This window comes from Modicisalibacter radicis, assembly GCF_900961225.1.
GTDB lineage: Bacteria > Pseudomonadota > Gammaproteobacteria > Pseudomonadales > Halomonadaceae > Modicisalibacter.
Genome location: NZ_CAAHFN010000076.1, coordinates 1 through 26,431, shown reverse-complemented (window position 1 = coordinate 26,431; position 26,431 = coordinate 1). Strand labels below are relative to the sequence as shown.

28 protein-coding genes, 1 tRNA gene and 1 pseudogene are annotated in these 26,431 nt (G+C 61.7%); 4 read left to right on the top strand and 26 right to left on the bottom strand.

The genetic code is table 11. The annotated features are described in order from the left end of the window. Complete coding sequence (gene sohB, locus HR9077_RS14100) at window positions 1-1,035, bottom strand: protease SohB (protein ID WP_136067633.1); 1,035 nt, start codon at window positions 1,033-1,035, stop codon at window positions 1-3. A gap of 132 nt (window positions 1,036-1,167) precedes the next feature. On the opposite strand from sohB, the gene HR9077_RS14095 reads away from it, so the two are divergent. After that, window positions 1,168-1,479: an SCP2 sterol-binding domain-containing protein gene (locus HR9077_RS14095; RefSeq protein ID WP_136067632.1), complete on the top strand. Its 312-nt coding sequence runs from the start codon at window positions 1,168-1,170 to the stop codon at window positions 1,477-1,479. Window positions 1,480-1,628: 149 nt separating this feature from the next. On the opposite strand, the gene ihfA is transcribed toward HR9077_RS14095, so the two are convergent. The 10 genes from ihfA to HR9077_RS14045 all read right to left on the bottom strand — a co-directional run bounded on the left by ihfA (window position 1,629) and on the right by HR9077_RS14045 (window position 11,789). Further along, the gene (gene ihfA / locus HR9077_RS14090) at window positions 1,629-1,934 is read right to left on the bottom strand and encodes an integration host factor subunit alpha (RefSeq protein ID WP_136067631.1); all 306 of its coding nucleotides are present in this window, start codon (window positions 1,932-1,934) and stop codon (window positions 1,629-1,631) included. Window positions 1,935-1,963: 29 nt separating this feature from the next. Continuing rightward, complete coding sequence (gene pheT, locus HR9077_RS14085) at window positions 1,964-4,348, bottom strand: phenylalanine--tRNA ligase subunit beta (RefSeq protein WP_136067630.1); 2,385 nt, start codon at window positions 4,346-4,348, stop codon at window positions 1,964-1,966. 26 nt (window positions 4,349-4,374) lie between these two features. Continuing rightward, window positions 4,375-5,394: a phenylalanine--tRNA ligase subunit alpha gene (gene pheS, locus HR9077_RS14080; RefSeq protein ID WP_136067629.1), complete on the bottom strand. Its 1,020-nt coding sequence runs from the start codon at window positions 5,392-5,394 to the stop codon at window positions 4,375-4,377. Between the two features lie 133 nt (window positions 5,395-5,527). After that, complete coding sequence (rplT, locus tag HR9077_RS14075; protein WP_136067628.1) at window positions 5,528-5,881, bottom strand: 50S ribosomal protein L20; 354 nt, start codon at window positions 5,879-5,881, stop codon at window positions 5,528-5,530. Window positions 5,882-5,918: 37 nt separating this feature from the next. Beyond that, a complete protein-coding gene (gene rpmI / locus HR9077_RS14070; RefSeq protein ID WP_136067627.1) occupies window positions 5,919-6,113 on the bottom strand; it encodes a 50S ribosomal protein L35 in 195 nt (64 codons plus the stop codon). A 93-nt stretch (window positions 6,114-6,206) separates the two neighbouring features. Further along, on the bottom strand, window positions 6,207-6,746 hold the full coding sequence (gene infC / locus HR9077_RS14065; protein WP_280178449.1) for a translation initiation factor IF-3: 540 nt from the start codon (window positions 6,744-6,746) through the stop codon (window positions 6,207-6,209). A 37-nt stretch (window positions 6,747-6,783) separates the two neighbouring features. After that, entirely contained in the window at window positions 6,784-8,679 is a 1,896-nt protein-coding gene (thrS, locus tag HR9077_RS14060; protein WP_136067626.1) for a threonine--tRNA ligase, read from the bottom strand. A 289-nt stretch (window positions 8,680-8,968) separates the two neighbouring features. Further along, window positions 8,969-9,853 carry an OmpA family protein gene (locus tag HR9077_RS14055; RefSeq protein ID WP_136067625.1) on the bottom strand — a complete coding sequence of 295 codons (885 nt, stop codon included), beginning with the start codon at window positions 9,851-9,853 and terminating at the stop codon, window positions 8,969-8,971. A gap of 285 nt (window positions 9,854-10,138) precedes the next feature. Continuing rightward, on the bottom strand, window positions 10,139-11,284 hold the full coding sequence (locus tag HR9077_RS14050; RefSeq protein ID WP_136067624.1) for an amidohydrolase: 1,146 nt from the start codon (window positions 11,282-11,284) through the stop codon (window positions 10,139-10,141). 37 nt (window positions 11,285-11,321) lie between these two features. Continuing rightward, window positions 11,322-11,789 (bottom strand): DUF2489 domain-containing protein, encoded by a 468-nt coding sequence (locus tag HR9077_RS14045; RefSeq protein ID WP_136067623.1) that lies wholly within the window; start codon window positions 11,787-11,789, stop codon window positions 11,322-11,324. A gap of 184 nt (window positions 11,790-11,973) precedes the next feature. Here HR9077_RS14045 and HR9077_RS14040 point away from each other — a divergent pair, with 184 nt between their 5' ends. Next, entirely contained in the window at window positions 11,974-13,434 is a 1,461-nt protein-coding gene (locus HR9077_RS14040) for an SLC13 family permease (RefSeq protein WP_136067622.1), read from the top strand. Between the two features lie 184 nt (window positions 13,435-13,618). Further along, entirely contained in the window at window positions 13,619-14,008 is a 390-nt protein-coding gene (locus HR9077_RS14035; protein WP_136067621.1) for a hypothetical protein, read from the top strand. 19 nt (window positions 14,009-14,027) lie between these two features. Here HR9077_RS14035 and HR9077_RS14030 read toward each other — a convergent pair whose 3' ends face one another. Continuing rightward, window positions 14,028-14,750 carry an LrgB family protein gene (locus tag HR9077_RS14030; RefSeq protein WP_458692922.1) on the bottom strand — a complete coding sequence of 241 codons (723 nt, stop codon included), beginning with the start codon at window positions 14,748-14,750 and terminating at the stop codon, window positions 14,028-14,030. Beyond that, entirely contained in the window at window positions 14,743-15,117 is a 375-nt protein-coding gene (locus tag HR9077_RS14025; protein WP_136067620.1) for a CidA/LrgA family protein, read from the bottom strand. Before HR9077_RS14025 ends, HR9077_RS14030 begins: the two co-directional genes overlap by 8 nt. Before the next feature lie 206 nt (window positions 15,118-15,323). Between HR9077_RS14025 and HR9077_RS14020 the strand changes: the two genes are divergently transcribed. After that, window positions 15,324-15,400: transfer RNA gene (locus tag HR9077_RS14020), tRNA-Pro, on the top strand. Window positions 15,401-15,675: 275 nt separating this feature from the next. Here the strand turns inward: HR9077_RS14020 and HR9077_RS22485 are convergent. The 13 genes and pseudogenes from HR9077_RS22485 to HR9077_RS13970 all read right to left on the bottom strand — a co-directional run. Continuing rightward, window positions 15,676-15,849 (bottom strand): integrase core domain-containing protein, encoded by a 174-nt coding sequence (locus HR9077_RS22485; RefSeq protein ID WP_458692921.1) that lies wholly within the window; start codon window positions 15,847-15,849, stop codon window positions 15,676-15,678. Continuing rightward, a complete protein-coding gene (locus HR9077_RS14015) occupies window positions 15,825-16,361 on the bottom strand; it encodes a DDE-type integrase/transposase/recombinase (protein WP_244613252.1) in 537 nt (178 codons plus the stop codon). Before HR9077_RS14015 ends, HR9077_RS22485 begins: the two co-directional genes overlap by 25 nt. Before the next feature lie 119 nt (window positions 16,362-16,480). Next, a complete protein-coding gene (locus HR9077_RS14010; RefSeq protein ID WP_035410216.1) occupies window positions 16,481-16,792 on the bottom strand; it encodes a DUF1153 domain-containing protein in 312 nt (103 codons plus the stop codon). A 57-nt stretch (window positions 16,793-16,849) separates the two neighbouring features. Then, window positions 16,850-17,041, bottom strand: a pseudogene (locus HR9077_RS14005) (phage baseplate assembly protein V); the annotation flags it as partial. A 16-nt stretch (window positions 17,042-17,057) separates the two neighbouring features. Further along, window positions 17,058-18,014, bottom strand: coding sequence for a hypothetical protein (locus tag HR9077_RS14000; RefSeq protein WP_136067619.1), 957 nt, complete (start codon window positions 18,012-18,014; stop codon window positions 17,058-17,060). 2 nt (window positions 18,015-18,016) lie between these two features. Continuing rightward, a complete protein-coding gene (locus HR9077_RS13995) occupies window positions 18,017-20,425 on the bottom strand; it encodes a T6SS effector BTH_I2691 family protein (protein WP_280178444.1) in 2,409 nt (802 codons plus the stop codon). An 84-nt stretch (window positions 20,426-20,509) separates the two neighbouring features. Further along, window positions 20,510-21,082, bottom strand: coding sequence for a DUF6708 domain-containing protein (locus HR9077_RS22205; protein WP_244613250.1), 573 nt, complete (start codon window positions 21,080-21,082; stop codon window positions 20,510-20,512). A 176-nt stretch (window positions 21,083-21,258) separates the two neighbouring features. After that, entirely contained in the window at window positions 21,259-21,522 is a 264-nt protein-coding gene (locus HR9077_RS22200; RefSeq protein ID WP_244613249.1) for a hypothetical protein, read from the bottom strand. Next, on the bottom strand, window positions 21,522-21,653 hold the full coding sequence (locus HR9077_RS22350; RefSeq protein ID WP_280178443.1) for a hypothetical protein: 132 nt from the start codon (window positions 21,651-21,653) through the stop codon (window positions 21,522-21,524). The genes HR9077_RS22200 and HR9077_RS22350 overlap by 1 nt, the downstream gene beginning before the upstream one ends. Before the next feature lie 4 nt (window positions 21,654-21,657). Continuing rightward, the gene (locus tag HR9077_RS13985; RefSeq protein ID WP_244613247.1) at window positions 21,658-22,656 is read right to left on the bottom strand and encodes a DUF6708 domain-containing protein; all 999 of its coding nucleotides are present in this window, start codon (window positions 22,654-22,656) and stop codon (window positions 21,658-21,660) included. Continuing rightward, entirely contained in the window at window positions 22,656-25,316 is a 2,661-nt protein-coding gene (locus tag HR9077_RS13980; RefSeq protein ID WP_136067617.1) for a T6SS effector BTH_I2691 family protein, read from the bottom strand. Before HR9077_RS13980 ends, HR9077_RS13985 begins: the two co-directional genes overlap by 1 nt. Further along, complete coding sequence (locus tag HR9077_RS13975) at window positions 25,309-26,196, bottom strand: DUF4123 domain-containing protein (RefSeq protein WP_136067616.1); 888 nt, start codon at window positions 26,194-26,196, stop codon at window positions 25,309-25,311. Before HR9077_RS13975 ends, HR9077_RS13980 begins: the two co-directional genes overlap by 8 nt. Then, the coding region (locus HR9077_RS13970; protein ID WP_136067615.1) for a DUF2345 domain-containing protein at window positions 26,193-26,431 on the bottom strand (239 nt) is incomplete at its 5' end. The genes HR9077_RS13975 and HR9077_RS13970, both read right to left, overlap by 4 nt.

The following is a 26,431-nucleotide window of genomic DNA, read 5'->3' as shown; positions in this document are numbered from 1 at the left end:
TCAACGGCGCTGCCAACCGCTGGCCTCGAGCGCCTCGTAGACCCGCTGCAGGGCGTCCGAGATGCCTAGCGACACGGCTCGGCCCAGGCGCTCGGTCACGCCGCGGCGCTTTTCGAGGCTCACCGTGACGACCCGCGCCGCTTGCATGCGTTCCAGAAGGTAGGCCTCGCTGGTGCCCACGTCGTCGATCAGCCCCCTGCCCACCGCCTGGCTGCCATACCAGGTCTCGCCGGTCGCAATGCTGTCGATATCCAGCCCCGGGCGGCGTTCGGCAACGAAACGCTTGAACAGCTCGTGGGTGCTCTCCAGTTCCTCGACGAATTTCTCGCGCCCCTCCTCGGTGTTCTCGCCGAACACCGTCAGCGTCCGCTTGTAGCGTCCAGCGGTCAGGAGTTCGACATCGATGTCGTGGCGCTTGAGCAGCCGGTGAACATTGGGCATCTGAGCCACCACGCCGATCGAACCCAGCACCGCGAACGGCGCCGCACGCAGCCGGTCGGCGCAACAGGCCATCATGTAGCCGCCGCTGGCCGCCACCTTGTCGATGCACACCGTCGTCGTCACGCCCGCCTCGCGAAGGCGGTCGAGCTGGGCGGCGGCCAAGCCATAGGCGTGCACCAGGCCGCCCGGCGATTCCAGGCGCATGACGACTTCGTCACGCTCGCCGATCACGTCGAGAATCAACGATATCTCCTCGCCAAGCCGCGTCGTTCCCGATGCCTTGATGTCGCCGTGGAAATCGAGCACCCAGAGCGTGGGCCGCCGTTCGGGATCGCTCCCGTCGGTCTTGTCGCGGCGCTTGTCGTCACGCTTGAAGGCCTTGAGCGCCGCCTTGCGGCGCTTTCTGTCGAGGCCGACCAGGCGCAACTGCCGCTGGCGTGCGCGGTAACGCTTGTTGAGCTCCTCGATGCGCAGATGACTGCGCGCCTGGCCGGCCCTGGCGCGGCCGACGACCGCGAGCGCCGCCATGACCAGCACGAGCAGCGTTATCACCTGGGCCAGGAACAGGCCATATTCCGCGAACCATTGACTCACCCTGTTGCTCCTCGTTGCCTATTCAAGAATCCACATGGTCGTTCATCCGGCCGACCAAGAGTAACGCTTGATTCAAACGCCTGTTCAAAATAAGCTCGAAGGCTTTCCCGTTCGCAGGCTGCAGAGAACTTCATGAGCGAAACCACTCAGGTAATCGACAATCTCAAGTCTCGTTTCGACCCGCAAGCCGCCAAGGGCATGCACGAGACCTTCCAGTTCCACATCGCCGATGCCGACGACTACTTCATGACCGTCGATGACGGGACGCTGGATATCCAGCAAGGCGAGCATGACGACCCCTCGGTGTCGCTGTCCACCGACAGCGCCACCCTCAAGGGCGTCTTGAACGGGGAGCTCAACGGCATGCAGGCCTTCATGTCCGGGCGTCTCAAGGCCAGCGGCAACCTGATGCTGGCGACCAAGCTGACCCAGCTCTTTCCCTGAGGGCCCACGCTGGCGAGCCGGGTCGCCAAGCGGCGCCGGCAACGTGGGGGACCGATACCAGAAGGGCCCCGCCAAACGGCGGGGCCCTTTCATCTACGGGTCGGCCATTGCCGAGCGGCCCTTCGCCGATCAGCGTGCGCCGGCTGGCATCACTGCGGCGCGGGCCCGTCGAACGCCTCGACCCGCGCCTTGAGCTTCTGCCCGGGGCGAAAAGTGACCACGCGGCGGGCTGAAATCGGAATCTCTTCGCCGGTCTTGGGGTTGCGCCCCGGACGCTCGCGCTTGTCGCGCAGGTCGAAGTTGCCGAACCCCGAAAGCTTGACCTGCTCGTTCTCGCGCAAACAGCCCCGGATCTCCTCGAAGAACGCCTCGACCAGGGTCTTGGCTTCGCGCTTCGAGACGCCGAGCTCCGTGTGCAGGTGTTCAGCCAGTTCCGCCTTGGTCAATGCACCCATTGTCACTCCCTCGTGCTGGATGACGACGTTCAGCCGCGCAACTCGGCACCGAAACGCTGCTTCGACTCGGCGACGATCGCCTCGACTAACTGATTGATTTCTTCATCATTCAGCGTGCGCGAAGGATGCTGCCAGGTCAAGCCCAAAGCGACACTCTTGTAGCCTTCGGCGATGCCGGCCCCCTGGTAGACGTCGAACAGGTGCAGGTCCGTCAGCCATTCGCCGGCCCGCTCGCGCAGCGTATCGAGAAGCGCCTGGACGGCCACGGCTTCGTCGACCACCAGCGCCAGGTCGCGACGCACCTCGGGATAGCGCGACAGCGCAGCGAAGCTCGGCAACCGCCCTTCGACCACAGGGTCCAGCTCGACTTCGAAAACCAGCGGGTCGCTCTTCAGCCCCAATTCGGCGCGCACCGCCGGATGCAGGGCGCCGATCCAACCGACACGCTGCCCCCGATGCAGCACCGCGGCGGTCTGCCCCGGATGCAGGGCCGGATGTTCGGCGGGCTCGAAACGCCAGGCGTCGGCGTCGCCTCCCATCGCCAGCAGGCTCTCAAGATCGCCCTTGAGATCGAAGAAATCGACATTGTCGCGGCGCGCGGCCCAGCCCTCGGGATCGCGCGGCCCGCAGACCAGCCCGCCCAGCATCGCGGTCTGTTCCAGCGAGTCGAGTGCCCCTCTGAACACCAGCCCCGATTCGAACAACCTCACCCGCTGCTGCTGACGGTTGAGGTTGTGGGTCAACGCCTTGACCAGCCCCGGCAGCAAGCTGGCACGCATTACCGCCATGTCGCTGGAGATCGGATTGGCCAGACGCGGTGCATCGACGCCGGGCGCCAGCAGCGCCTGCAACTCGGGGGCGACGAAGCTGTAGCTGATCGCTTCCTGGTAGCCTCGCGCCACCAGTTGACGGCGCAGCCGCGACAGCGGCTGACGCACTTCGTGATCGGCCTGAAGCGACAGACGCGCCGCCGGCCGACGTACCGGCAGGCGGTTGTAGCCGTGGATCCGCGCCAGCTCTTCTATCAGGTCTTCCTCGATCGCCACGTCGAAGCGCCAGCTGGGCACTCCGACCCGCCAGCCCGCATCGCCCTGTGCCGTCACCCGCATGCCCAGCCGCGTCAGGATATCGACCACCTCGTCGGCGGGCAGCGGCATGCTCAGGCACTGCTCGATGCGCGCGGCGCGCAGCAGGATCTCCCGCTCACCGGGCAGGTGGTCGGGGCTCGCCGTCTCGCTCAAGGGCCCCGGCTCGCCGCCGGCGATCGCCAGCAGCAATTGAGTGGCACGTTCGATGGCCTGACGCGTCAGGGCCGGATCGACGCCGCGCTCGAAACGATGCGAGGCATCGGTGTGCAGCCCATAGGAGCGCGCCTGCCCGGCCACCGCCAGCGGCGTGAAGAAGGCCGCTTCGAGGAACACGTCGCGAGTGGTCTCGCCGACCCCCGAAAACTCGCCCCCCATCACCCCGGCGATGGCCAGCGGCTTTTCGGCATCGGCAATGATCAGGGTATCGTCGCGCAGGGCGATCCGCTGGCCGTCGAGCAGCACCAGCGTTTCCCCCTCGCGGGCGTAGCGCACCTCGATCGCCTGCTCGAGATTGGCCAGGTCGAAGGCATGCATCGGCTGGCCCAGTTCCAGCATCACGTAGTTGGTGACATCGACCAGCGGGTGGATGGCACGCACGCCGCTGCGGCGCAGCCGCTCGACCATCCACAATGGAGTCGCGGCGTCAGCGTCGACATTTTTGACGATACGCCCCACATAACGCGGGCAGGCTTCGGCCGCGGCGACATGGACCGCAAAGCTCGCGTCGTGAACGACCGCCTGTGCCGCCACGTCGGGCTCATCGACGGGTAGCCGGTTGAGCACCCCGACCTCGCGGGCCAATCCCTTGAGGCTCAGGCAATCGCCCCGATTGGGCGTCAGGTCGACCTCGATGGTGACATCGTCGAGCCCCATCCAGTCGCGGAAATCGACGCCGGCAGGTGCATCGAGGGGTAGCTCGAGGATACCCGGCGAGGCTTCCTCCTCGAGGCCAAGCTCCGAGGCGGAGCAGATCATGCCGCGCGATTCGACGCCGCGCAGCTTGGCCCTCTTGATCTTGAAATCGTCGGGCAGCACGGCACCGACGCGAGCGAAGGCCACCTTCTGGCCGCCGGCGACGTTGGACGCCCCGCAAACCACCTGGACGGGCTCCGCGGAACCATCGTCGACCCGGCACACGCTCAGCTTATCGGCATCGGGGTGCGGCTCGCGGCTCAGCACCTCGGCCACCACGACACCGCTGAATACCGCGGCGACCCGTTCCACGGCGTCCACCTCGAGTCCCGCCATGGTCACCTGGTCGGCCAGCGCCCGGGTCGCGAGATCCGGGGAGACCCACTCGCGCAGCCACTGTTCTGAAAATTTCATCTTGGAATCCCGTCTCCTTGATTCGCTCAGGCGAACTGGCGCAGAAAGCGCAGGTCGTTCTCGAAGAACAGCCGCAGATCATTGACGCCGTAACGCAGCATCGCCAGGCGCTCGGCGCCCATGCCGAAGGCGAAGCCCTTGTAACGCTCGGCGTCGATGCCCGAATGACGGAACACCTCGGGATGAACCATGCCGCAACCCATGACTTCCAGCCAGCCGCTGTGCGAACAGACCCGGCAGCCTTCGCCGCTGCACATCACGCACTGGATATCGACCTCGGCGGAGGGCTCGGTGAAGGGAAAGTACGAGGGGCGGAAGCGTACCGAGAGATCGTCGCGCTCGAAGAAGGCATGGAGGAAGTCCTCGATGGTGCCCTTGAGATCGGCGAAGCTGACGTCCTCGTCGACCAGCAGGCCTTCGACCTGATGGAACATCGGCGTGTGGGTCAGATCCGAGTCGCTGCGATAGACCCGCCCCGGGCAGACGATGCGGATCGGTGGCGCCTGATGTTCCATGGTGCGCACCTGGACCGGCGAGGTATGGGTGCGCAGCAGCCGCGTGGCATCGAAGTAGAAGGTATCCGCCATGCCGCGCGCCGGGTGATGGGCGGGAATGTTGAGGGCTTCGAAGTTGTGGTAGTCGTCCTCGATCTCGGGGCCCACCGCGACATCGAAGCCGATCCGGGTGAACAGTCCCTCGATACGCTCCAGGGTCCTCGTCACCGGATGCAGCCCGCCCTGGGACTGGCCCCGGCCGGGCAGCGTCACGTCGACACGTTCGGCGGCCAGCCGCTCGTTCAGTGCCGCCCGCTCGAGTTCGCCGCGTCGCGCCTCGAGGTCGCGGCCAAGCGCCTGCTTCGCCTGGTTGATTCGCTCGCCCGCCTGGGGGCGCTCCTCGGCTGGCAACTTGCCGAGCCCCTTGAGCAGCGCCGTGATCTCGCCCTTCTTGCCGAGATATTTCACCCGTACCTCGTCCAGAGAGGCGACGCTCTCGGTAGCCTGAATGGCCTGACGAGCCTCGGCGACCACCGTCGGTAAATGGTCCATCCGTTACGCTCCGAATCCTGAATCCTGGGACCCTGGCATCCGGGTCCAAAAAAACAGGGGAAGAGCGGCTGCTCTTCCCCTGCGGCGTTCACGATGCTGTCGACGAAGCTTGCGGCTTCGACGGCGCCATCACTTACTGGGCAGCCTTGGCCTTCTCGACGATGGCGGTAAAGGTAGCCTTTTCGTGAACGGCAAGATCGGCGAGAACCTTGCGATCGATCTCGATACCGGCCTGCTTGAGCCCGGCGATGAAGCGGCTGTAGGACAGTCCGTTCTGGCGAGCCGCCGCGTTGATCCGCGAGATCCACAGCGCGCGGAACTGGCGCTTGCGCTGACGGCGGTCGCGGTACGCATACTGGCCCGCCTTGATGACCGCCTGCTTGGCGACGCGGAACACGCGAGACCGGGCACCGTAGTAGCCCTTGGCCTGCTTCATGATTTTCTTGTGACGGCGGCGCGCTACGACACCACGCTTGACACGAGTCATGGCAATCTCCTGACGTTAAATGAATTCGACCAATGCGTTACAGGTTGGGCAACATGCGCGAGATCAATGCCTTGTCGGCATCGTGGATCTGCTTCATGCCGCGCAGCTGACGCTTACGCTTGGTGGACTTCTTGGTCAGGATGTGACTGCGGAACGACTGCTTGTGCTTGAAGCCGTTGGCCGTCTTCTTGAAGCGCTTGGCGGCGCCACTGTTACTCTTGATTTTCGGCATGGAGATAACTCCGCTCGGGTTTTTTAGAAAATCCATGGCCGGTGGCCCGACACGCACCAGCGTGCAGCGACCACCCGTTCACTTGCCGACGGATCACTTCTTCTTCGGGGCCAGGATCATGACCATCTGACGGCCTTCCATCTTGGGGAAGGACTCGACGGCGGCCAGCTCCTCGAGATCGGCGGCAATCCGTTCCATCAGCTTGCGGCCGATATCCTGGTGTGCCATTTCACGACCCCGGAAGCGCAAGGTGACCTTGCCCTTGTCGCCACCTTCGAGGAAGCGGATCAGGTTCTTGAGCTTGACCTGATAATCGCCCTCGTCGGTGCCAGGCCGGAACTTGACTTCCTTGACCTGGATCTGCTTGGTCTTCTTCTTCTGAGCAGCCTTCTGCTTCTTCTGCTCGAAGAGGAACTTGCCGTAATCCATGATCTTGCAGACGATCGGATCGGCATTGGAAATCTGCACGAGGTCCATACCTTCCGCTTCGGCGCGCTCGAGTGCATCGCTTGTGGGTACGATGCCCAGCTGCTCACCGTCGCTGGCGATCAGGCGGACCTGATCTTCGGTAATCCGCTCGTTCATTGGTGGGCGCTTTTCCTGAGGGCGCCCTCTCGGGTTGCTTCTCTTGATGGTTCCGTCTCCACTTTTGCCTTGGAAGATGTCGCTATTACCGCTCGGCCTGCACCCGGTCGATGAAGGCGTCCACCGTCATGCTGCCCAGGTCCTCGCCGCTGCGCGTGCGCACGGCCACCGAGTCGGTCTCGACTTCCTTATCTCCAACCACAAGGAGATAGGGGACCTTCTGCAACGTATGTTCGCGGATTTTAAAGCCGATCTTCTCGTTCCTCAAGTCCGACTTGACGCGCAGCCCGGTATTTTGCAGGCGTTTCTCGAGTTTTTCGGCATATTCGCGCTGCGCATCGGTGATGTTCAACACCACCGCCTGCTGGGGTGCCAGCCACAACGGCATCGCACCGGCGTAGTGCTCGATGAGGATGCCGATGAAGCGCTCCATGGAACCGACGATAGCCCGGTGGAGCATGACCGGCGGCTGGCGATCGCCCGCTTCGGTCACGTACTGCGCCCCCAGGCGGGTCGGCATCATGAAATCGACCTGCATGGTGCCCACCTGCCATTCGCGTCCCAGGCAGTCCTTCATGTGGTACTCGATCTTGGGGCCGTAGAACGCGCCCTCGCCCGGCAACTCGTCCCACTCGACCTCACAGGCAGAGAGCGCACCACGCAGCGCGGCTTCGGCACGGTCCCAGACCGCGTCGCTGCCCAGGCGCTTTTCCGGGCGCAGGGCGATCTTGACCGCAATCTCGTCGAAGCCGAAATCGCGATAGACCTTGAGCGCCTGACGATGAAATGCGGTGACTTCCGGCTCGATCTGGGCCTCGGTGCAGAACACGTGGCCGTCGTCCTGGGTGAAGGCCCGCACCCGCATGATGCCATGCAACGCCCCCGATGGCTCGTTACGATGACAACCACCGAACTCGCCGTAACGCACCGGCAGCTCACGGTAGCTGCGCAGACCGGAATTGAAGACCTGCACATGGCCCGGACAGTTCATCGGCTTGAGCGCATATTCGCGCTTTTCCGATTCGGTGAAGAACATGTTCTCGGCGTAGTTGTCCCAATGCCCGGACTTCTTCCACAGCGAGACATCCATGATCTGGGGGCAGCGGATCTCCTGGTAGCCGCCCTCCTTGTAGACGTTGCGCATGTACTGCTCGACCGTCTGCCACAGGGTCCAGCCCCGGGGATGCCAGAACACCATCCCCGGCGCTTCCTCCTGCATGTGGAAGAAGTCGAGCTTGCGGGCCAGCTTGCGGTGATCGCGCTTCTCGGCCTCCTCGAGGCGCTTGAGATAGGCCTTGAGCTGTTTCTTGTCGTCCCAGGCCGTGCCGTAGATACGCGTCAGCATCGGCTTCTCGGCATCGCCCCGCCAGTAGGCGCCGGCCAGCTTGGTCAGCTTGAAGGCCTTGAGATGCCGGGTATTGGGCACATGGGGTCCACGGCACATGTCCGTGTATTCCTCATGGTGATACAGACGAATCGTCTCCCCCTCGGGAATCTCGCGGACGATCTCCTGCTTGTAGGGCTCGTCGCGATGCAGGAAGGTCAGCATCGCCTGGTCGCGGTCGACATACTCGCGGACCACATCGTAGCCCTTGTCGATCAACTGCTTCATGCGCTGCTCGATGGCGTCGAGATCGTCGGGGGTCACCGAGCGGCCGAAATCGATATCGTAATAGAAGCCGTCTTCGATCACCGGCCCGATGGCCATCTTGGCATCGGGATACAGCTGCTTGACGGCATGACCGATCAAGTGGGCGCAGGAATGACGGATGATCTCGAGCCCTTCGGGGTCACGAGCGGTGACGATCGCCACCTCGGCGTCGTCTTCGACAAGATCGGCAGTATCGACAAGTCGACCGTCGATCTTGCCGGCCACGCAGGCCTTGGCCAGCCCGGGGCCGATCGACTCGGCGATTTGCATGATACTCAGCGGAGCGTCGTAACGGCGTTGACTGCCGTCGGGAAGGGTCACGATGGGCATTCAGGATCCTAAAGCGCAGTGGTGATCCATACCAGGGATCACGTGTCGCGTAAATCGGTGTATGGCGAGGCTGGGCACTTGCCGCCTGGCGCTCACGGAGCATACGACGCCGTGAGATCCGCCAGACGTCTAAAAGTGCGGGCACCTACATTAGCAGGCGCCCCGGTTCGAGTCCACCTGCGGGGCGGGCGTCTCCGCCACGGGGCAGCCGGAAACGAGGAAGGGGCGCCGAGGCGCCCCTTCCTGCATTCAGCCGGCGAATCGAGACGCCGGCCTCATGTCGTCGGCATTACTGGGTCCATTCGCCCAGTTCGACACGACGGTTCTCGGCACGACCCGCGGCCGTTTCATTGGTCGCGATCGGCTGCTCTTCGCCGTAGCCGATGGCGCGCATGCGGTCCGCGTCGATACCCTGCGAGGTCAGGTAGTCCTTGACCGATTCGGCACGACGCTGGGACAGCTCCTTGTTGTACGAATCGCTACCGATGGAGTCGGTATGCCCTTCGAGACGCACACGAACGTTTTCGCTGGCATCGAGCTTGGAGGCGACATCGTCGAGGATCATTTCAGCCTGCGAGGTCAGCGTGGCTGAATCGAACTCGAAGTTGACGTCCCGCAGCACGACATCGGCTTCACAGCCCAGTGCGTTGACTTCGGCACCAGCCGGGGTGTCGGGGCACTGATCCATGTAGTCGGGTACGCCGTCACCGTCGGAGTCGAGCGGGCAGCCTGACGCGTTCACTTCCACGCCAGCCGGGGTTCCCGGGCACTCGTCCTTGTAGTCGGGCACGCCGTCACCATCCGTGTCGAGCGGGCAGCCGGATGCATCGACAGCAACGCCAGCCGGCGTATTGGGGCACTGATCGCGATCGTCCGGAACACCGTCGCCATCGCTGTCGACGACATTGCTGCCATAATCGGCGCACAGCAGGGCACCGGCGGTAGCACCGGCGACGCCGCCTATGGCCGCACCATCGTCTTCGTCGGAATCGCTGCTGGATGCATAGCCGATTCCACCACCGATCAGACCACCTGCCAGGCCGCAGACGAAAGGCGACTGATACCAGGCATCCTGCTGGGTATCGCTCATGGAGGAGGAACCGGAGCTCGCACAGCCAGAAAGACCAAGCACAAGTGCGGACCCAACTAGCAAGCCAGTCGTTGATTTCTTCATGTAAGACTCCTTCTTTACACAGCGCTTGTCGTAACGTGTCGTTACTCGACGGGTCCAATCTAGTCGGAACCCAATAGCTCGGCCAGGACGTTTTTCCACCTATCCTGTCCTCGAAAAAGAAAGCACAAATGCGCCATTTAGGCTAGTGCTCTCCCGCCATCATCTCAGTTCACCCTCGATGACGCATTCTTTACTTCAGTTAACTCTCAGCGTGAAGGAATGCACTTGCCAGTGCAAACCCCCTCACTTGTACGAAGCCTGTACAAGGATACGCTGCAACATCGATCATGCAAGATGATAGTCGACCAGACCGCAGAAAATAGCGGCTGACCGGTCGAGCAGGTCGTCGGGGAAGTCAAAGGCCGGGTGATGCAACGGCCGACAGCCCTCCCCGCTTCCCAGGGTAAACATCGCCCCTTCGCAACCTCCGCTCAACACGCCGAAGTCCTCGGACCAGCGATGCGCCGCGGGCAATCTCGCCAGCGGCATCCGCAGCTCGCCGGCGACGCGCTCGATGGCGTTCACCGCGGCGGTTGCGTTGACGGTACTGGCGAAAACGTCGCACCAGTCGATGTCCACGCCCAGGTCGTCCTCCTCGGCTTCGACGCGGGCCAGGGCAACAGCGGCCTCGGCCAGGGCGCGCATCATGTCGTCGCTTTCCGTGCGCAGCGTCGCCATGACTTCCGCCTGTCCCGGCGAGGTACCGAAGGCGACATCGCCGAGTCGTGCATGAATCAGGGTGATCATCACCAGGCCGTGGTCGTCGGGCAGCTGCTGGGGCAGACGTTTGAGCCCCTGCAGGATGCGGCACATCGCCATCGCCGGGCTGCGCCCCTGTTCCGGATGCGCCGCGTGGGCGCATAGCCCGTTCAGGCGAATGATCAGGCCACGGGAAGCGCAGGTGAACACCCCCGGCCTGACCGACACTTCACCCAGAGGCCTGCCCGGCAGGTTGTGCATCGCATAGGCATAGTCGGGGCGGATCGACTCGAAGTCCGCCGAATCGAGCACCCGACCGGCACCATCGCCGGTCTCCTCGGCGGGCTGGAAGAGCAGGACCACCTCGCCGCTGCGCGGACGACGTTCGGCGAGCCGTTGCGCGACCCCCAGCAACGCAGCCATATGGCCATCATGGCCGCAGCTGTGAGCCACCGACTCGTTTTGCGAGCACCAGGCACGCTCGCTCTGCTCGCGGATCGGCAAGGCATCGAGCTCCGCCCGCAGCAGGACCCGCGGGCCGGGTTCGCGGCCACGAAACACCCCCGCCACGCCGTGCCCGCCAAGGCGACGAATCACCCTGTCCGCCCCGGCCTGGACGAGCCAGTCGGCCACTCGATCCGCCGTGCCGGCCTCATCGCCGGAAAGTTCGGGCGAGGAGTGCAGGGCGTGGCGAAGATCGGCGAGAGGGGTATCGAGCAGGGACGGGGGCATCACCATGACTCCATCGTTGACGTTGAAGAAGGCACGTTCAATGCAGGCTGGCCGGCCAGCCCCGAACGAACTCGTCGACCGCTCCCGCCGCCGCGAGGATTCGTTGCCGCAACTCGGCTTCGAGTGCCAGCCGCTCACGGTCCTCGCTCATGCGTTCGCGTGGCGACAGGGACTGACGCGCGGTGTGCGTATGCAGGTGCGCGGTGCGCCGATGCACCTCATCGAAGACTTGCAGCGATTCCCGCTCGAGCAAGCGGGGGTCGATGATCTCGAGCAGTACCTTGCAGCGCAGACTGCCCTCGGTCAGGTCCACCTGCTCGGCCTGCATCGCCCGCGCGATGATATCGAGGTTTTCCAGACAATTGTCATTGGCGCGCCGCACCTCCTCGGCACGAAACCGTTCGCGCCGACGCACCTCTTGCCAGAGCCGCCAGGCGTATGCGGCGAGCCCCAGGACCGCGATTGTCGCGAGCCCCAACAGCACCCAGCCCATCGATTGATTCATCTTCTGCCTCACCGGCCCGGTAATCGTTGCGCGCAGTATACGTGGCGCCGGGGGCCCACCCAACAGTAACTGATGATCCCGTGCCACACGCGGTATAGAATGCTGCCCGGCCTGTCGCCCATGCCCGGAGCAGGCTAGCCTGCAGCAGAGAGCCCACAAAAGGAAAACGGCAAGGAGGCCTCGCGTGCCCGACACCCCCCAAGATACTCGTGAAACCGACTCTCAGCCTTCTACCGCCGCGCGCATCGGGCTCTGGCTAGGCCTTTTCTGGCTCGCGCTGGTGCTGATCGTACCGGCCCCGGGCGAGATGCCGACGACCGCCTGGCACTGCGCCGGCCTGGCACTGCTGATGGCGACCTGGTGGTCGACCGAAGCGATACCGATACCCGCCACGGCCCTGATACCGCTGGTCCTGGTACCGGCGCTGGGCATCGACGACCTCAAGCCGACGGCCTCGAGTTACGCCAACCCGATCATCTTTCTGTTCCTCGGCGGCTTTCTGATCGGCCTGGGCATGCAGCGCTGGGACCTGCACCGGCGCATCGCCCTCAACGTGCTCAAGTACGTCGGCTATCAGCCACGCCGCCAGATTGCCGGCTTCATGCTCGCCACCGGCTTCTTGAGCATGTGGGTCTCCAACACCGCCACCAGCATCATGATGCTGCCGATCGGCATGTCGGTGATCAGCCTGCTCGGCGACAAGGACCCCCAGGAACTCAACCGCTACGCCACGGCCCTGCTCCTGGCTATCGCCTATGCCGCCAGCATCGGCGGTATCGCCACCTTGATCGGCACACCGCCCAACGCCCTGCTGGCGGCCTACCTGTCCAACGATCGCAATATCGACATCGGCTTCGCCCAGTGGATGGTCGTCGGGCTCCCGGTGAGCATCATCATGATGGTCGTTGCCTGGCTGTGGCTGACCCGCGGCGGCTTCTCGCTGGATGCCGGCGAAGACAGCAAGAACCTGGTCACACGGCAGCTGGACGAGCTGGGGGGCCTCTCCCCGGCCGAACGCCGCGTCGGAGTGATCTTCATGCTGGCCGCCTTGGCCTGGATCGTCCGCCCGCTGATCAACAACATCGGACTGGATTGGGTATCCGACACCACGATAGCCATCGCCGCCGGCCTGCTGCTGTTCCTGCTGCCGAGCGGCACCCAGCGCGGCATCAAGCTGCTCGATTGGGATCAGGCCAAGGAACTGCCTTGGGGCGTGCTGCTGCTGTTCGGCGGCGGGCTGGCGCTGGCCGGGGTGATCAAGAGCTCCGGGCTCGCCGAATGGATCGCCAACCAGCTCTCGATGTTCGAGGTGCTACCGCTGATCGGCCTGGTCGCCATGGTGGTGTTGATCATCATCTTCCTTACCGAAGTGACCTCCAACACCGCCACGGCGGCGGCTTTCCTGCCACTGCTCGGCGCCCTGGCGATGTCCCTGGACGTCTCGCCGCTGATCATCACGGTGCCGGCGGCCATCGCCGCCAGTTGCGCATTCATGATGCCCGTGGCCACGCCCCCCAACGCCATCGTGTTCGCCACCGGCCACATGAAGATCCAGTCGATGATTCGCGCCGGCTTCGCCCTCAATATCGCCGGCACGATCGTCGTCACGTTAGTGGCTTACTTCGTGGTCAACACCTTCTGGTGAGCCTCACGAGCTGCCGGCCCCGGGCCGGCAGCCTGTTCCCGAACCACCCGGCAAGGCCTCGCCTCCTCTGCCCGCTCCGTCTCGGCGGAGACAATCAAGCACCGATTTCGACCACCATCTTGCCGAGCGCAGCCTGGCCTCGAGGGCTATAGTCAGGAGATACCCGTGCTCCAGGAGGTCCATCATGAGTACGCCAACCCCCATCTCACCCCTGACCGTCCTGTTCGGCGACGACGACCAGACACCACCACCGTTCCAGGCCACGTCCTTGCCCTACTGGTGGCTACGGCAATGTCTCGACGCCCAGTCTCGCCTGCTGCGCCTGCAGCTCGTCTGGCTCGACGTGGCAACGGAGATCGCCCAGCATGAAGTCGAGTTCATCAGACTCACCGCGCAGGCCGGCGAACGCATGACTCGCTGTGGCTTCAATGAGAAGAGCTCCAAGAGCGCCGAGCAACTGATGCACTGCTATAACCGGGCGGTGACCGAGATCAACGATGCCGCTTTCGCCCGACTGCGCCGAATCAGCGAGCTGTCTCACGACTTCCGCGAACAGATCTGGGATGAAATCTGAGCCCGCCGACCGATGGCTCTCAAAGCCCGAACAACTTGACGATCAGCGGCAGCAGAAAGGCGGTGAGCAGCCCCGTCAGCCCCATCGCCAGCCCGGCAAAGGCACCGGCCACGGCACCGAACGACGCGAAGCTCTGCGCCGTGCCGAAGCCGTGAGCCACCAGCCCCATGGTAAAGCCACGTACGCTGGGATCCTCGATCTTCAGCCAGCGAAACAGCCATGGCCCCAGCACGCAGCCGATCGAGCCGGTCAGCAGCACGAGCCCCGCCGCCAACGAGGGTATGCCGCCCACCTGCTCGGCGATCCCCATGGCGATCGGCGACGTCACCGAACGCGGCGCCAACGACAACAGTGTCTCGCGCTGCGCGCCCAGCAGCATGGCGATACCCAGCGTCGATCCCACGGCGGTCACGATCCCCGTCACGCAAGCGAGCAGGATCGGCAGCAACAGCCGTCGCACGCGCTCGCGGTGGTCGAAAAGCGGGATCGCCAACGCTACCGTCGCCGGGCCCAACAGGAAATGGATGAACTGGGCGCCCTCGAAATAGCTGGCGTAGTCGATGCCCGTCAGCATCAAGAAGGCGATGAGCAAGACAATGGCCACCACCACCGGATGCACGAGCGGCGAGTGACGCGCCCAGCTGTTGATGTACGTGGCGACATAGAACGCCACCAGGGTGGCCAGTAGCGATACCAGCGGATTCCCGGATAGATAGACCCACAAACGTTCGATATCAGCCACCGTTACGACTCCCGCTTCCCCGCAGGTGGCGGCGCGCCAGCCAATCGAGCACCTTGGCGGTAACGGCCAGTGTCAGCGCCGTGGAAACCACCAGGGTAACGGCCAGAATGCCGAGCTCCTCACGGATCAGGCCGAAGTGCGTCATGAGCCCCACCCCGGCCGGCACGAACAGCAATGTCAGATAGCGCAGCAGGCCTTCGCCGGCCATTCGCAGCGCACTCGGCACGCGGCCGTTGATCAACAATCCAACCAGTAGCACGACCATCCCCAGCACCGGGCCGGGAACCGGTACCGCCATGGCCCGCACCAGCAGCTCGCCGATGAACTGGCAACCCAGCAGCACACTCATTCCAACGATCAATGGCATCTTCGCCCCCCCAGGATTCATTACGTGCGACAATTGTACAACGAAGGTCGCACGCCAGCCGCCGCAACCGCTCAACGGCAACGACAAGCGATTGAAAGGAAAGCGCAATTCTCGCTTGCATTTGGCGGGGAAATCGATATTATGTGCCTCGTCCATCGGGCGGGCTTCGGCAAAAGCTGAGTCCCCAGCCCTAGCAGGACACCAGTCGGAGCGTGGCGCAGCTTGGTAGCGCGCTGCAATGGGGTTGCAGAGGTCGCAGGTTCGAATCCTGTCGCTCCGACCAGAAATATCAAGAAAAACCGCCGCTTACGGGTAATCCCAGGTGGCGGTTTTCGTTTCATGAACCATCGGAACTTCCAGGTTCCAAGCAGGTGGCCGGTCATCTTCCAGGGGGCGCTGCTCACCGCCCGGCCGAGCGCGCTGGCCTCGCCGGTACCCAGGCTGGCGGCACGAATCGTCGTATAGCCCTCGATGGCCTGCATGCCGCCGCTGGTCAGGCTGACACTGGCGCCCATCAGCTTCGCCCAGTCTGTAATGACCCCCTGGTTTCTGCACACCCTACGCCGTTAATGCTGGGTGTGCTCGGGGTGCCACATAGTCCAGAGACTGATGTGGCCGCTCTTCGTTGTAGTACCGGATCCAGCGATCGATCACGACCCTGGCTTGGCCCAGCGATTCGAAACGGTGAAGCCAGATGCACTCCTCCTTCAAGGACCGGAAGAAGCGCTCCACGAGCCCGTTCTGTACGGCGTCGTGAACTCCTGCGTGAGGCCATAGGCCTTTACCGTGCCCGTGTAGTGGTGGCTACTGAAAACGAGCCCGTTATCGGAGCGAAGTGCCAGCGGTTGCTGAACGTGTCCCAGTGCCCCCAGCCGATAAATCAGTGCTTCCTCCAAGGCGGCCTCTGCTGTCTTGCTGCTGCCATTGTCCGATAATCGCCAACCGAGGATTTCACGCGTGCAACAGTCGATGATGACCGCCAAGCTGGCCCGCCGATCCTTACCGCACCATACGTGGGTGATATCCGTGGCCCAGCGCTCATCTGGCCGTGAGGTGACCGACGGCAAGCTTCTGGCGCGAGGTCGGAAGCCCTGCGGTCGCTTGCGCACCTGCCAGCCTTTGAGCTGCAGGATGCGCTGGATCGGCTTGCGGTTCTCGCCCAGCACGCACGCCAGCCGGCGATAGCCGTAGCTGGGGAAGCGTTCCAGCGTCAGCTTCACACGGGCCGTCAGGTCCGTATTCACGACACGAGGCCGTGCCTTTGGCCGGTAATACAGACTGCGCCGAGGGAAACCCAGCCAGCGACAAAGTTTGGCAAGTGATACCACCTGGCCTTCCTGGGCCATTTCCGCCTGCAGCGACCTTACGAGTTCTCGTCCTCGTCGAGCAGGCGACGCCACTTTTTTAGTGCGTAGATCTGCAAGTGGGCCTCGCCCAGCGCCTCCTTGGTTTCCCGCAAGTCGGACTCGTATTGCTCGCGGATATCCTTGGGGCGGGCCTTGAACCCGTTTTCCATGTTGCGCTGGGCTTCATCGATCCAGCCTTCGACCTCGGAGACGGTGAGGTCATGCTGTCGCGCGACCTCAGCGACCGTGGTCTTGCCCTTGAAGATGTCCATGACCACAGACGCCTTGCGCTTCGCGGTCCATCGTTTGATGGGGGTGTCGTCGCTCATCCTGTCCTCCTGATGACTGCACTATAGCCTGTGCAGCTCTGGAGGGGGTCACTTCAACTCGCCGTTGTAGACCCGGCCGGTGATCAGCGGGCGGTCGGCATCGCCTTCGAGGAAGTCGACGAGGACTTCCTGGCCGATCCGCGGCACGAACACGCTGCCCCAGCCGGCACCGGCGTTGGGCTGGGAGACCCGCAGCCAGACGCTGGAATTCTCGTCATGCTGACCTTGGCGGTCCCAGTGGATTTGAACGTAAAAATGGTGAAGATCATCGCTTTGGAAAAATCTCTTCCCCGCACTCATCGATCACGGCCTGGGGCCACTGCGGTAAGCGACAATAGCGGCAGAAGAAGTAGTGGCCCACGACTTGTACTCCCACAAAGGGCAGTAGCAGTGTGCGTATAATCGAGTAGACGATATGAAATGTCAGTCTCGTCGAGCCTCGGGCGCCCGGGAACAGATATTCCGCGGCCTCCCCTAGGCTAGGTTTCAGGCCGAGCGACACCGGAACGGGCTCTACCGAATCGCCCCCCTCTTCCATGCAGCGTCGCACGTATTCGAAGCGTGCCGAGAGGTCGCCGATCATCGATTGGCGGGCTTTATCGCTATTCGACGTCATATGATGGTAGTCATCGAACGAGAAGCTGTCCTTGACGCTGCCATCCTCATTTAACAAGTAACCCTTGAGCACATAGTAATAGCCTTCGATACTACCTGCCGAATAGGCGATGCAGAAGGTGCATTCGTCCCAACGACAGCTTCTCGGCTGGAAATCGACGTCGCTAACGAAATGGACGTTTTTCGAGTGGGTATTGAAGATAACGTATCGCAACCCTTGAAGCTTGAGCTCGCTTTTTGCAGAAAATAAAAGCGGATAAGAAAAAAATATGCCAAGAATTAAAAAAAATACTAAAAGAAGCCCACCTGAAACACCAATCTCGACTTCAGAAAGCCATGGCATTATCAAGGCCAGATACATGAATATAGCCAAAAGCACGGTCCCTCCCAGCGTTCCCCAAGAGAGGTACATACCACTTTCCCGAAACCAGGCATTTGCCAGCACCAGACAGTTATTCCGCCTGGCAAACACCGAGGCCGGCACCTCGGGCGTCGTCTGCGCTTGCTTGATATCGAAGGTATGTTCCCGGGAAAACGTCGAATACGTCAGCCGACCATGACGGTAGACGCCAACCGCCTCGAGGATCTTGTGCTGCACCTTGTTCATGATCAGCCCACCAGTACTTGTCGGAGTTCCTTGTCACTGGTCCCGATATCGGGCCAGCGTTCGTCGCTGCCATAGAAGCAGTGCCTGAGCCAGGTCTGCGCCGCGCTGTCCTGGAAGGACTCGATCAACAGGGCGATGCCCAGTGCGATCAAAAAGATAACCCCGGCTCCACCGGCGAGAAAACGGGTAAAGATCGACATAAAACCTAGCAATGTATTAACTCCAGTTGAAAAACCATACAAAGCAGCCATGAAAAAATTTCCCTTATTGTAGTTTTCAACTGTCTCCTGAAAATCATAATACGCAAATCCCCAAGCCGCGCCTGCACCCAGAAAACGCCCCGTCCAACGAAAGCCAAATTTGGTTTTGGTCATTTCATCGATCCCTCGCACGGCTTCGAACCGCTGAATGCCGGTTTCCGTTGCACTCAGCACACCGCCAATCAAACCGGCACTACACGCCACGAAGCGTCCGGTGGCTTCCTCGTCGGTGAACACGTTTGCCTGCTTCATGGCGTCTTGCGCGAACAGGGTCGATACCGTGCTGAACAGCAGCCCCACCGCGGCAACCCGCATATCGCCATTGGTCCACGCCTGGAAGCGTGGCAGGGCGGTGTCACGAATATTGTCCGGGGTCAACATGAGGGGGCGCTGGGTTCTCAGCAATCTGGCCTGGGCGGCGCCGCCTGACCCCGGGCCATCGGCCACCTGTCGCAACATTGTGTCGTCGAGCAGGACGACATGGGGAACCCGCAGCACGGGCTCGTCCCCGCCCGCCGCCAGCCAGCTTCTCATGATCCGTTCCATCTGGCGCTGACTGGGGCGCTTGTTACGGGGAATCTGCGCGCGCATCTTTGCCGCCATGAAGGCCAGTTGCTGTTCCGGCGTGCCCGCCAGGGGGCGCTGGATCATCAGTTTCTCGTTGCCGAGCATGGCGGCCGCCAAATAAAGGTTCATGGCGGCCGAGTCGATCTGGCGGGAGAGGAACTTGGCCACCGGCGCACCGGTCTGATGAATCAGCCGGGCGAAGGCGTTCTTGGCCGTGTTCTCGCTGACCTCGGGGTTCAGCATGTGTTTTCGGCTGGCCCGCCAGGTATCGTTGAGTCGCTTGAGAATGGTGTAGGCATTGCCGGTAGTAATCGGTGTCTTGGCCAGGTCGTTGATGACGACCGCATGCGTATCCTGATTCAGGGTCAAAGCGCGCAGCAGGAGGTTCGAGGGATCGTCCAGATTCCCCTGGCTCGCCCACTGCTGGATGACCTCGTCGCACTCGCCCCGGTCCGCGGCATCCTCGATGCATTCGATGAAATGGTGCGTGTAGGCGTTGCCGGCGTCCAGGTCGTCCTGTCGATAGTCGCATCGGAAGCGACACTTGAGATCATCGGTCTGTAGCCAGGTGGCGTGATCTTGGGAGAGCGGCACATGAATCTCTGTTTGAGCCGTCTCGAGATCGGCGAGTACGGTCTGCTGGATGTCCTTTTTGATGGCCTCGTCAGATAGCCGCAGATACTCGGTGGTATCCAGTTCGATCAGGCCGAGGTGTTGGTTACGTGTGCGTTGCCAGGCCAGCTCGCCCCGCTTTTCGAGGATTTCCGGGTCTTTGATACGATCATGAATCTGCCTTTCGAGCGTGGCGATTTGTTCTTCGTAGTAATCGATGATCTGGCGATTGCCCTCGGAATTCTCTCCCTTGGCCAAGTCAAGCCCCGACCTGGCGGCATCAAGATCGTCTTGCAGCATACCGATGACATCGTCGCCCAGCCGCTGCTGCTGAGAGGGCCGCATGACGGCAGCCTTGATGGCCTGTATTCCCTCCCAGGACGTGATGCGCCAGCTATGCCGCTGCAGCGACGCCGCCACCGCCTGAATCTGCTCGGCGTTGAGCTCGACGGTGATACCGCGCGGGTCGTGCGTGGCGAAGATAATGGATCGCCCCTGCGATTTTCGCTCGGCCGTTTCGATCAGGTCCTCGGCCTCGAAGGCGCGCCAGTGGAACGGATAGACGGATTCGAAGGTGGCGGTGTTTTGAGGATCGTCCTGATCGGCCACCGTGTTGCGAAAGCTCTGGGTCGTATTGGGCCGGTATTCGCTGACCCACTCCGTCAGTGCCGAGAGCGGTGCGGTGTGGGGCTGACTCGCTGCCGGGGAGATACAGAGAGAAGGATTGAGAAACTGCATGCGTGCCGATGGGTCGCGCTCGACCTCGGCGCGGATGCTGTCATTCCAATCGGTGTCCGAGAACACTAGCCAGGCCTGGGTGACCTGCTCGGGCCGGCTGATGGTGACACAGCGGGCCATCTGCCAGTCGCTGGATCTACGACAGGCCTCGCTTTTTCCATGCCTGGGGCCGCTTGGCCGTCGAGCGGCAGGGGAATGAAGTTGCTGTCGCTGGTGACAGCATACTTGCGCCATCTGACACCTTCGGCGTCGCCGCTCGGGAAATGCAGATAAAAGTAGCCGAGTCGCATACAGCGCAGGATGCAGGCCGGCCGGTGATCAACGGCCGGCCGGCGTCACTCCGGATGCCGTGCTTTCCCGACGCAGCTGACGCGGCCAATAAACCGGCCAGCACAACAGCAACGAACACCAGTGCGCCACCGCGTGAATCAGCATGACCGGCGAAGCGATCAGCACCAGCGCGATCATGCGCGGGCTCCAGGGCGCGGCTGCCCACTTGTTCTCCAGAAAACTCCAGGGGGCCAGCAGCGAGCGCCACGGCCAGGGAAAACGGGGAATGCACTTGGGTTTGGGGATGCTTTCCGGCCCCTCCTCCATGTAGCGGCGGATGTACTCCCACAGCGCATAGAGTTCGTGATCGCTGCGCAACGGCGCCCCGAGAAAGACCACGTCGTGATACTCGGCACCGGTGCGCTGCTTGAAGAAGAACAGCATCAGGATTTCGCGCTTGCGCTTCTTGGTCACCACCTGATCGTCGGGATCGACCGAGGCCACCACGTCGTCCCAGTCATAGACCTGATTGCCACCGGCAAAATTGGGGCGGTTGATGTAGATCTTACGCGTCTTGCGATTGAAACGGACCACGATATGGCGCTGGACCAGACACTCCATGCGGAATATCCAGAAGAGGTACCAAAATGCAGCCAGCATCACAAACCAGATACACCAAAGACCCACCACACCAACGTAATCCCCAAAACTTGCTGCTCGACCCGCCTCAGCAACCACACCAGTAAACAAAATATTGGTCAGGCCCGGAAGAATAAGAATAGGAAAGATAACCAACCCTAGCAGCAAAGGCGAAAGCCCCAACAATACCCCCCCCTCCATTCATCGAAGAAAGTCCTGACATCCATATAGGTATCATTCATCTTGTAGATGGAGCGTGCATCGGATGGCGCGTCGCTGACCTGCCGTTCCTGCATGCCCCGATACTGCTTGTCGTATTTCTCGGTCGCCTTCTCGAACTGCTTCATATCACCCTCGAAGCCGGTGATATCCTTCTTGCTCGCCGTCAGGGTGCGGCGCATCAGCCACTCAACGAAATACATCAGGTCACGTCCTGTAAGGCCTGGTGAAAGGCACCGACTTCTTCCGCATAGTCGGCGTAATGATCGGGCTCGCTCTCGGTGGTAAAGACACAGCGCTTGCACCACGCCTCGAGCGCGTCATCGCCGAACATTCCCTCACACCGGCTCGGAGGCCGTGCTTTCCCGACGCAGCTGACGCGGCCAGTACACCGGCCAGCACAGCAGCAGCGAACACCAGTGCGCCACCGCGTGAAGCAGCATGACCGGCGAAGCGATCAGCACCAGCGCGATCATGCGCGGGCTCCAGGGCGCCGCGGCCCATTTGTTCTCGAGAAAACTCCAGGGGGCCAGCAGCGATCGCCACGGCCAGGGAAAACGGGGAATGCAGTTGGGTTTGGGAATGCTATCCGGCCCCTCTTCCATATAGCGACGAATGTACTCCCATAGCGCATAGAGCTCATGGTCGCTGCGCAGCGGCGCCCCGAGAAAGACCACGTCATGATACTGCGCACCGGTGCGCTGCTTGAAGAAGAACAGCATCAGGATTTCCCGCTTGCGCTTCTTGGTCACCACCTGATCGTCAGGGTCGACCGAGGCGATCACGTCGTCCCAGTCGTAGACTTTATTGCCACCGGCGAAGCTGGGCCGATTGATATAGATCTTACGCGTCTTGCGATTGAAGCGAACCACGATATGCCGCTGAACCAGACACTCCATGCGGAATATCCAGAAGAGATATGCAAATGCAGCCACCATAATCAACCATAGACCCCACGTACCTACTGTTGCCAAATAGTCTATAGTCTCAGCGGACCTACCCGTATTAGGCATCACTCCAGTCCAAAAAATACTGCTCAGCCCCAATAAGAAATATGGAAAAAAAAACAAGCCTAACAATAGAGGACTTAGACCCAACAACCCCCCCCCCCGCCACTCATCAAAGAAGGTTCTGACATCCATATAGGTGTCGTTCATCTTGTAGATAGAGCGTGCATCGGATGGCGCGTCGCTGACCTGCCGCTCCTGCATTCCGCGATACTGCTTACCGTACTTCTCGGTCGTCTTCTCGAACTGCTTCATATCACCCTCGAACCCGGTGATATCCTTCTTGCTCGCCGTCAGGGTGCGGCGCATCAGCCACTCAACGAAATACATCAGGTCACGTCCTGTAAAGCCTGGTGAAAGGCGCCGACCTCTTCGGCGTAGTCAGCGTAATAGTCGGGAGCGCCTTCCGTGGTAAAGGCACAGCGTTTACACCACGCCTCCAGCGCATCGTCGCCGAAAACCCAGAACCCGATCGTCAGAATGATGCCTGCCCAGGAGACCATGGCAAAACCGGCCAACATCACACCACGGATGGCAGCCGTGGCCAGGGAGCGAGCCAGTGGCGCCAGCAAAGCGGCCAACTGTCTCGCCAGCGCGGTTTTGCCCTGCTGCGCAACATGAGACAAAAAGGCGGCGGATGACGCCAGTGTTACTGCCGTACCGAGAATAGCTATACCCACGTTAGCTAAAAATCTTGCGCCATACGCAAAAATAAGGATGGTATTATCTTTCTTCACTTGAACAGCGAACTCTTGCAGATCATCTATCGCTGAAAACAATGCCCCCACCGACGCCAGCATCCCGCCCCAGAACGAGAAACCGCCCAGACGGAATTGAGCGGCCCTGCCGACATCCGTCGAATGGTATTTCCCCATCACCATGACCATATTGATGCTGGACGCCGCCGTGTCCGCGATGGCGCTGGCCACGAGCACGAAGGCGCCCGCTATCTTGGTGTAATCACGCGCATCCTTGTCCTGCTTGGAGAGCGTCTGGTAGAGCGCATAGCTTTCGATGATCGCGACCGCCACGCCCAGCCGGAACTGCATGAACTGGCTGCCGTTGCCCTCCAGCGCCGCTTGCATGTCTCGTGACAATAAGCGTTTGGCCTTGGCGAGCTCACGTGCCGAGCCCTTGCTGAACCAGCGGCGGTTGACGCCGATCTGCGCGGCATGTCGGGCAAGCTGCGCCCGCATCAATCCAAGGGAAATCCGCAGCGTGGTTCGGTCCATGGTCTCGCTGCGCGCCTTTTCGAAGAACCCTTTCATGAACTGGGTATACCAGGCCATGGTGACGCCCAGCCGGTTCGAACGGAACCAGTCGGGTGTCTCGCCCTCCAGCGCCGCGTTGGCCGTATTGAACGCCGTGGTGAGGTGCTTGAACCCTTGCAGGATGTTCTGAGGTTCGGGCCCCATCCAACTGTCGTCGGTATCGGCGACCTGTGTGTCCTTGGCACGAAACGACTCGATATCCTGTTGGCCGGCGCGGCGGATATCGTACTGATTGAGACAGTAGACCGCCCAGGCAAGATTCGAGCGATCGTTCATGTTCATGTCGCGCCACCACTGATCCAGCAGCGCAGCGCCCTCTCCGGTGCCCTCCATCCCTACCGTGGCCTGCACGACCTGAATGCTGTAGGCCCAGCCCCAGATCGGCTCACGCGAGTCGTAATAATCCAGCGCATCGAGAAAGGGTGCGCCACGAAGCCAGGCGAGGTGGTCAGACACTCTGGCGGCCATGAGGGCTTCCTGGCGACGGGACTGCTCGGCCATGCTATCGTCGAAAACCTGCCGTGCGTTCTGATCCAGCAACGGCGCATACTGGCTATCGTATTCCTGGCGAAACTCCGCGCCACGTTCTGCCGTGATCCGTCGGGAGCTCGATTCGAGAATCTCCGCTTGCCGTTCCTCGTACTCCTCGGCCAGCTCGTAGTCGCGAGCGGTCGGCTGGCTGTTGCCGCCAATCTCCGCTTCGCCCACTGCCCGCACGTGAGGCATGTACCGCAGCCCGGCACGCGACCTAAAACTCGTCACGTCCCTCTGCGCAAAGGCATTGACCCGTCCCTTGACATAGTTCTCGCGGAGATCTCGTATTAGCTCCGAGGTATAGAAGCGCTGCTCGTTGGTGAGGCCATCCGCATCCTTTTTTTCCATCCAGTCCCGCAGCGGTTCCAGCGCGTCGTTACGGTGGTTGTTCAGCTCCTGAGTAATGCCGATGGCATCGCCGAGGACGACCGCAAAGCCCTGGAGGCCATCCAAAGCTCGCTGTAGGCTTTCGAAACGCGACCAGTAGTTTTTCAAATCGGCCGGCTGCGCATTTTCATCGAACGGATCGGTCAGCGAGGGAAAGGCTTGTTTCTGCAACAACTCGCCCACGGCCTCATCTTGCCAGCCAACATATTCCGCTATCTGGGATTGCAGCATCGTAGGCGGAATGACACTTTCGCCACTACAACTATGCGCCAGCTCGGCGATGGCAAAGCGCTGCAGGGGCTCTCTGAGCCGGGCGTTCGACTTGAGCCGTTCGAGCATTCGTACGCTCAGCGGGTCCGGCAGAAAGAGCATGTACCCCTCTGATACGTCCTCCACGTCATTGATGGAGAAGTAAGGAGTCCCCCCGCCCTCTCTCGTCGGCTCATAGGGGTTGATCCGAGTGAGCAAGGCATCGGCGGAGACGTAGTAGCAGTGCTCCCAGCGGTACGTGCCCAGGCGGTTCAGCAAGACATAGAGATAGCCTTCCCGCAGAAAGCGCGCGGTATACCTAGCCTGCGACAGGCCGATATCTGCCACCGGCTCGCCCTGATACTCGGGCACGTTCGCAAGAGCAGCACTATCGTCGTCTTCTGCATAAACGGCGCTGTAACGTAGTGGCAGAATATTGACCGATTTCTTACAGTCCACCGTCGTGCCGTCGTCATCGGTCTGCGGCATCGCCGACAGTCTATCGCCAATGCCTTGTCCGATACTCAAGGGATCGAGAAGGCTATCCATGATGTTCCTCGCTAACGCTGTGTGACGCGACCGCTTTCAAGTTCTCCGCCAATGAACGCGGCCTTTGCGCGGACATCTCGACCGCCCGGAAGAAATCTGGTTCGCCCACTACCTGCATCCCGTAAGCCACGCAGTACGCGGCATAGACGCTCAAGTCCTGGATGTCATCAAAGCCGGAAGCGCGTGCCGATTCTATGGCTTTATCCACCATCGCCAGACGCAGACCAGGGCATGCCGTATTGAACAACGCTGGCGACGACTGCTCCAACTCGCCCAATATTCGATGGGTCATGGGGTCGCTGCCGATGGCTTGCAGTAACGCGGGCGTCAACGTGATCGTTTCCTCGGAATCGACCGCCCCTTCAAGGCTCTCCCAACCACCCGCGAATTCTTCCCACCCGTCCAGCCCAGGTAACCACCATGCCCCTAAACTGCCGAAGAGCCGATCGTACCAAGGCATGTCCGAAAAGCGATGTAGAACCGGCATGACGTTGGGCGCATAGAAACGTAGCAACTGCTCTTCGCCATTGGCGTCTTTCACGACGCAGAGTTTACCCAACTTCACCGCCTCTTGGGCCACTGGCTGATGGGTAATCAGCACCCCGTGAAAGCCTCGCTCCGCCAGAGGGTAAACATCGGAAAGCAGCGTCTCGATATCATCGTCGAACAGCCAGGGCCCCAAAGGTTGCAGCACCTGGAACTGGGACTGCTGCAGCCAAGGATGGCCTCTAAAGCGCTTCCACAGCGCATTGCGCTCATCTTCACTCAGCAGGCCGGTTTCGATGACGGCACAGACCGAGGCTGAGCCCCGCTCGACATCCTCCAGCCCTTGTACATACCCAGAAACACGTGACTTCAACGCTTCATCACTTAGGCTCATGACTGCACCTTGACCAAGGCTCGTTGTTCCTTCAGTGCTTTTAACCAGCAACTGACACAGATGGGTTCATCGGCCTCGGGCAATGCCGGCTTGCCAACATACATCTCCGTCGGCCCCCCAAAATTCTTCGTCGCCCCCTTGACGGTGACCTTGCCGGGCGCATGCAGCTCGATATTGCCGCCCTTGATGCGCACGTAGGCGCCGCCGCTGACCAGCAGGATCTCCTCGGCGGCAG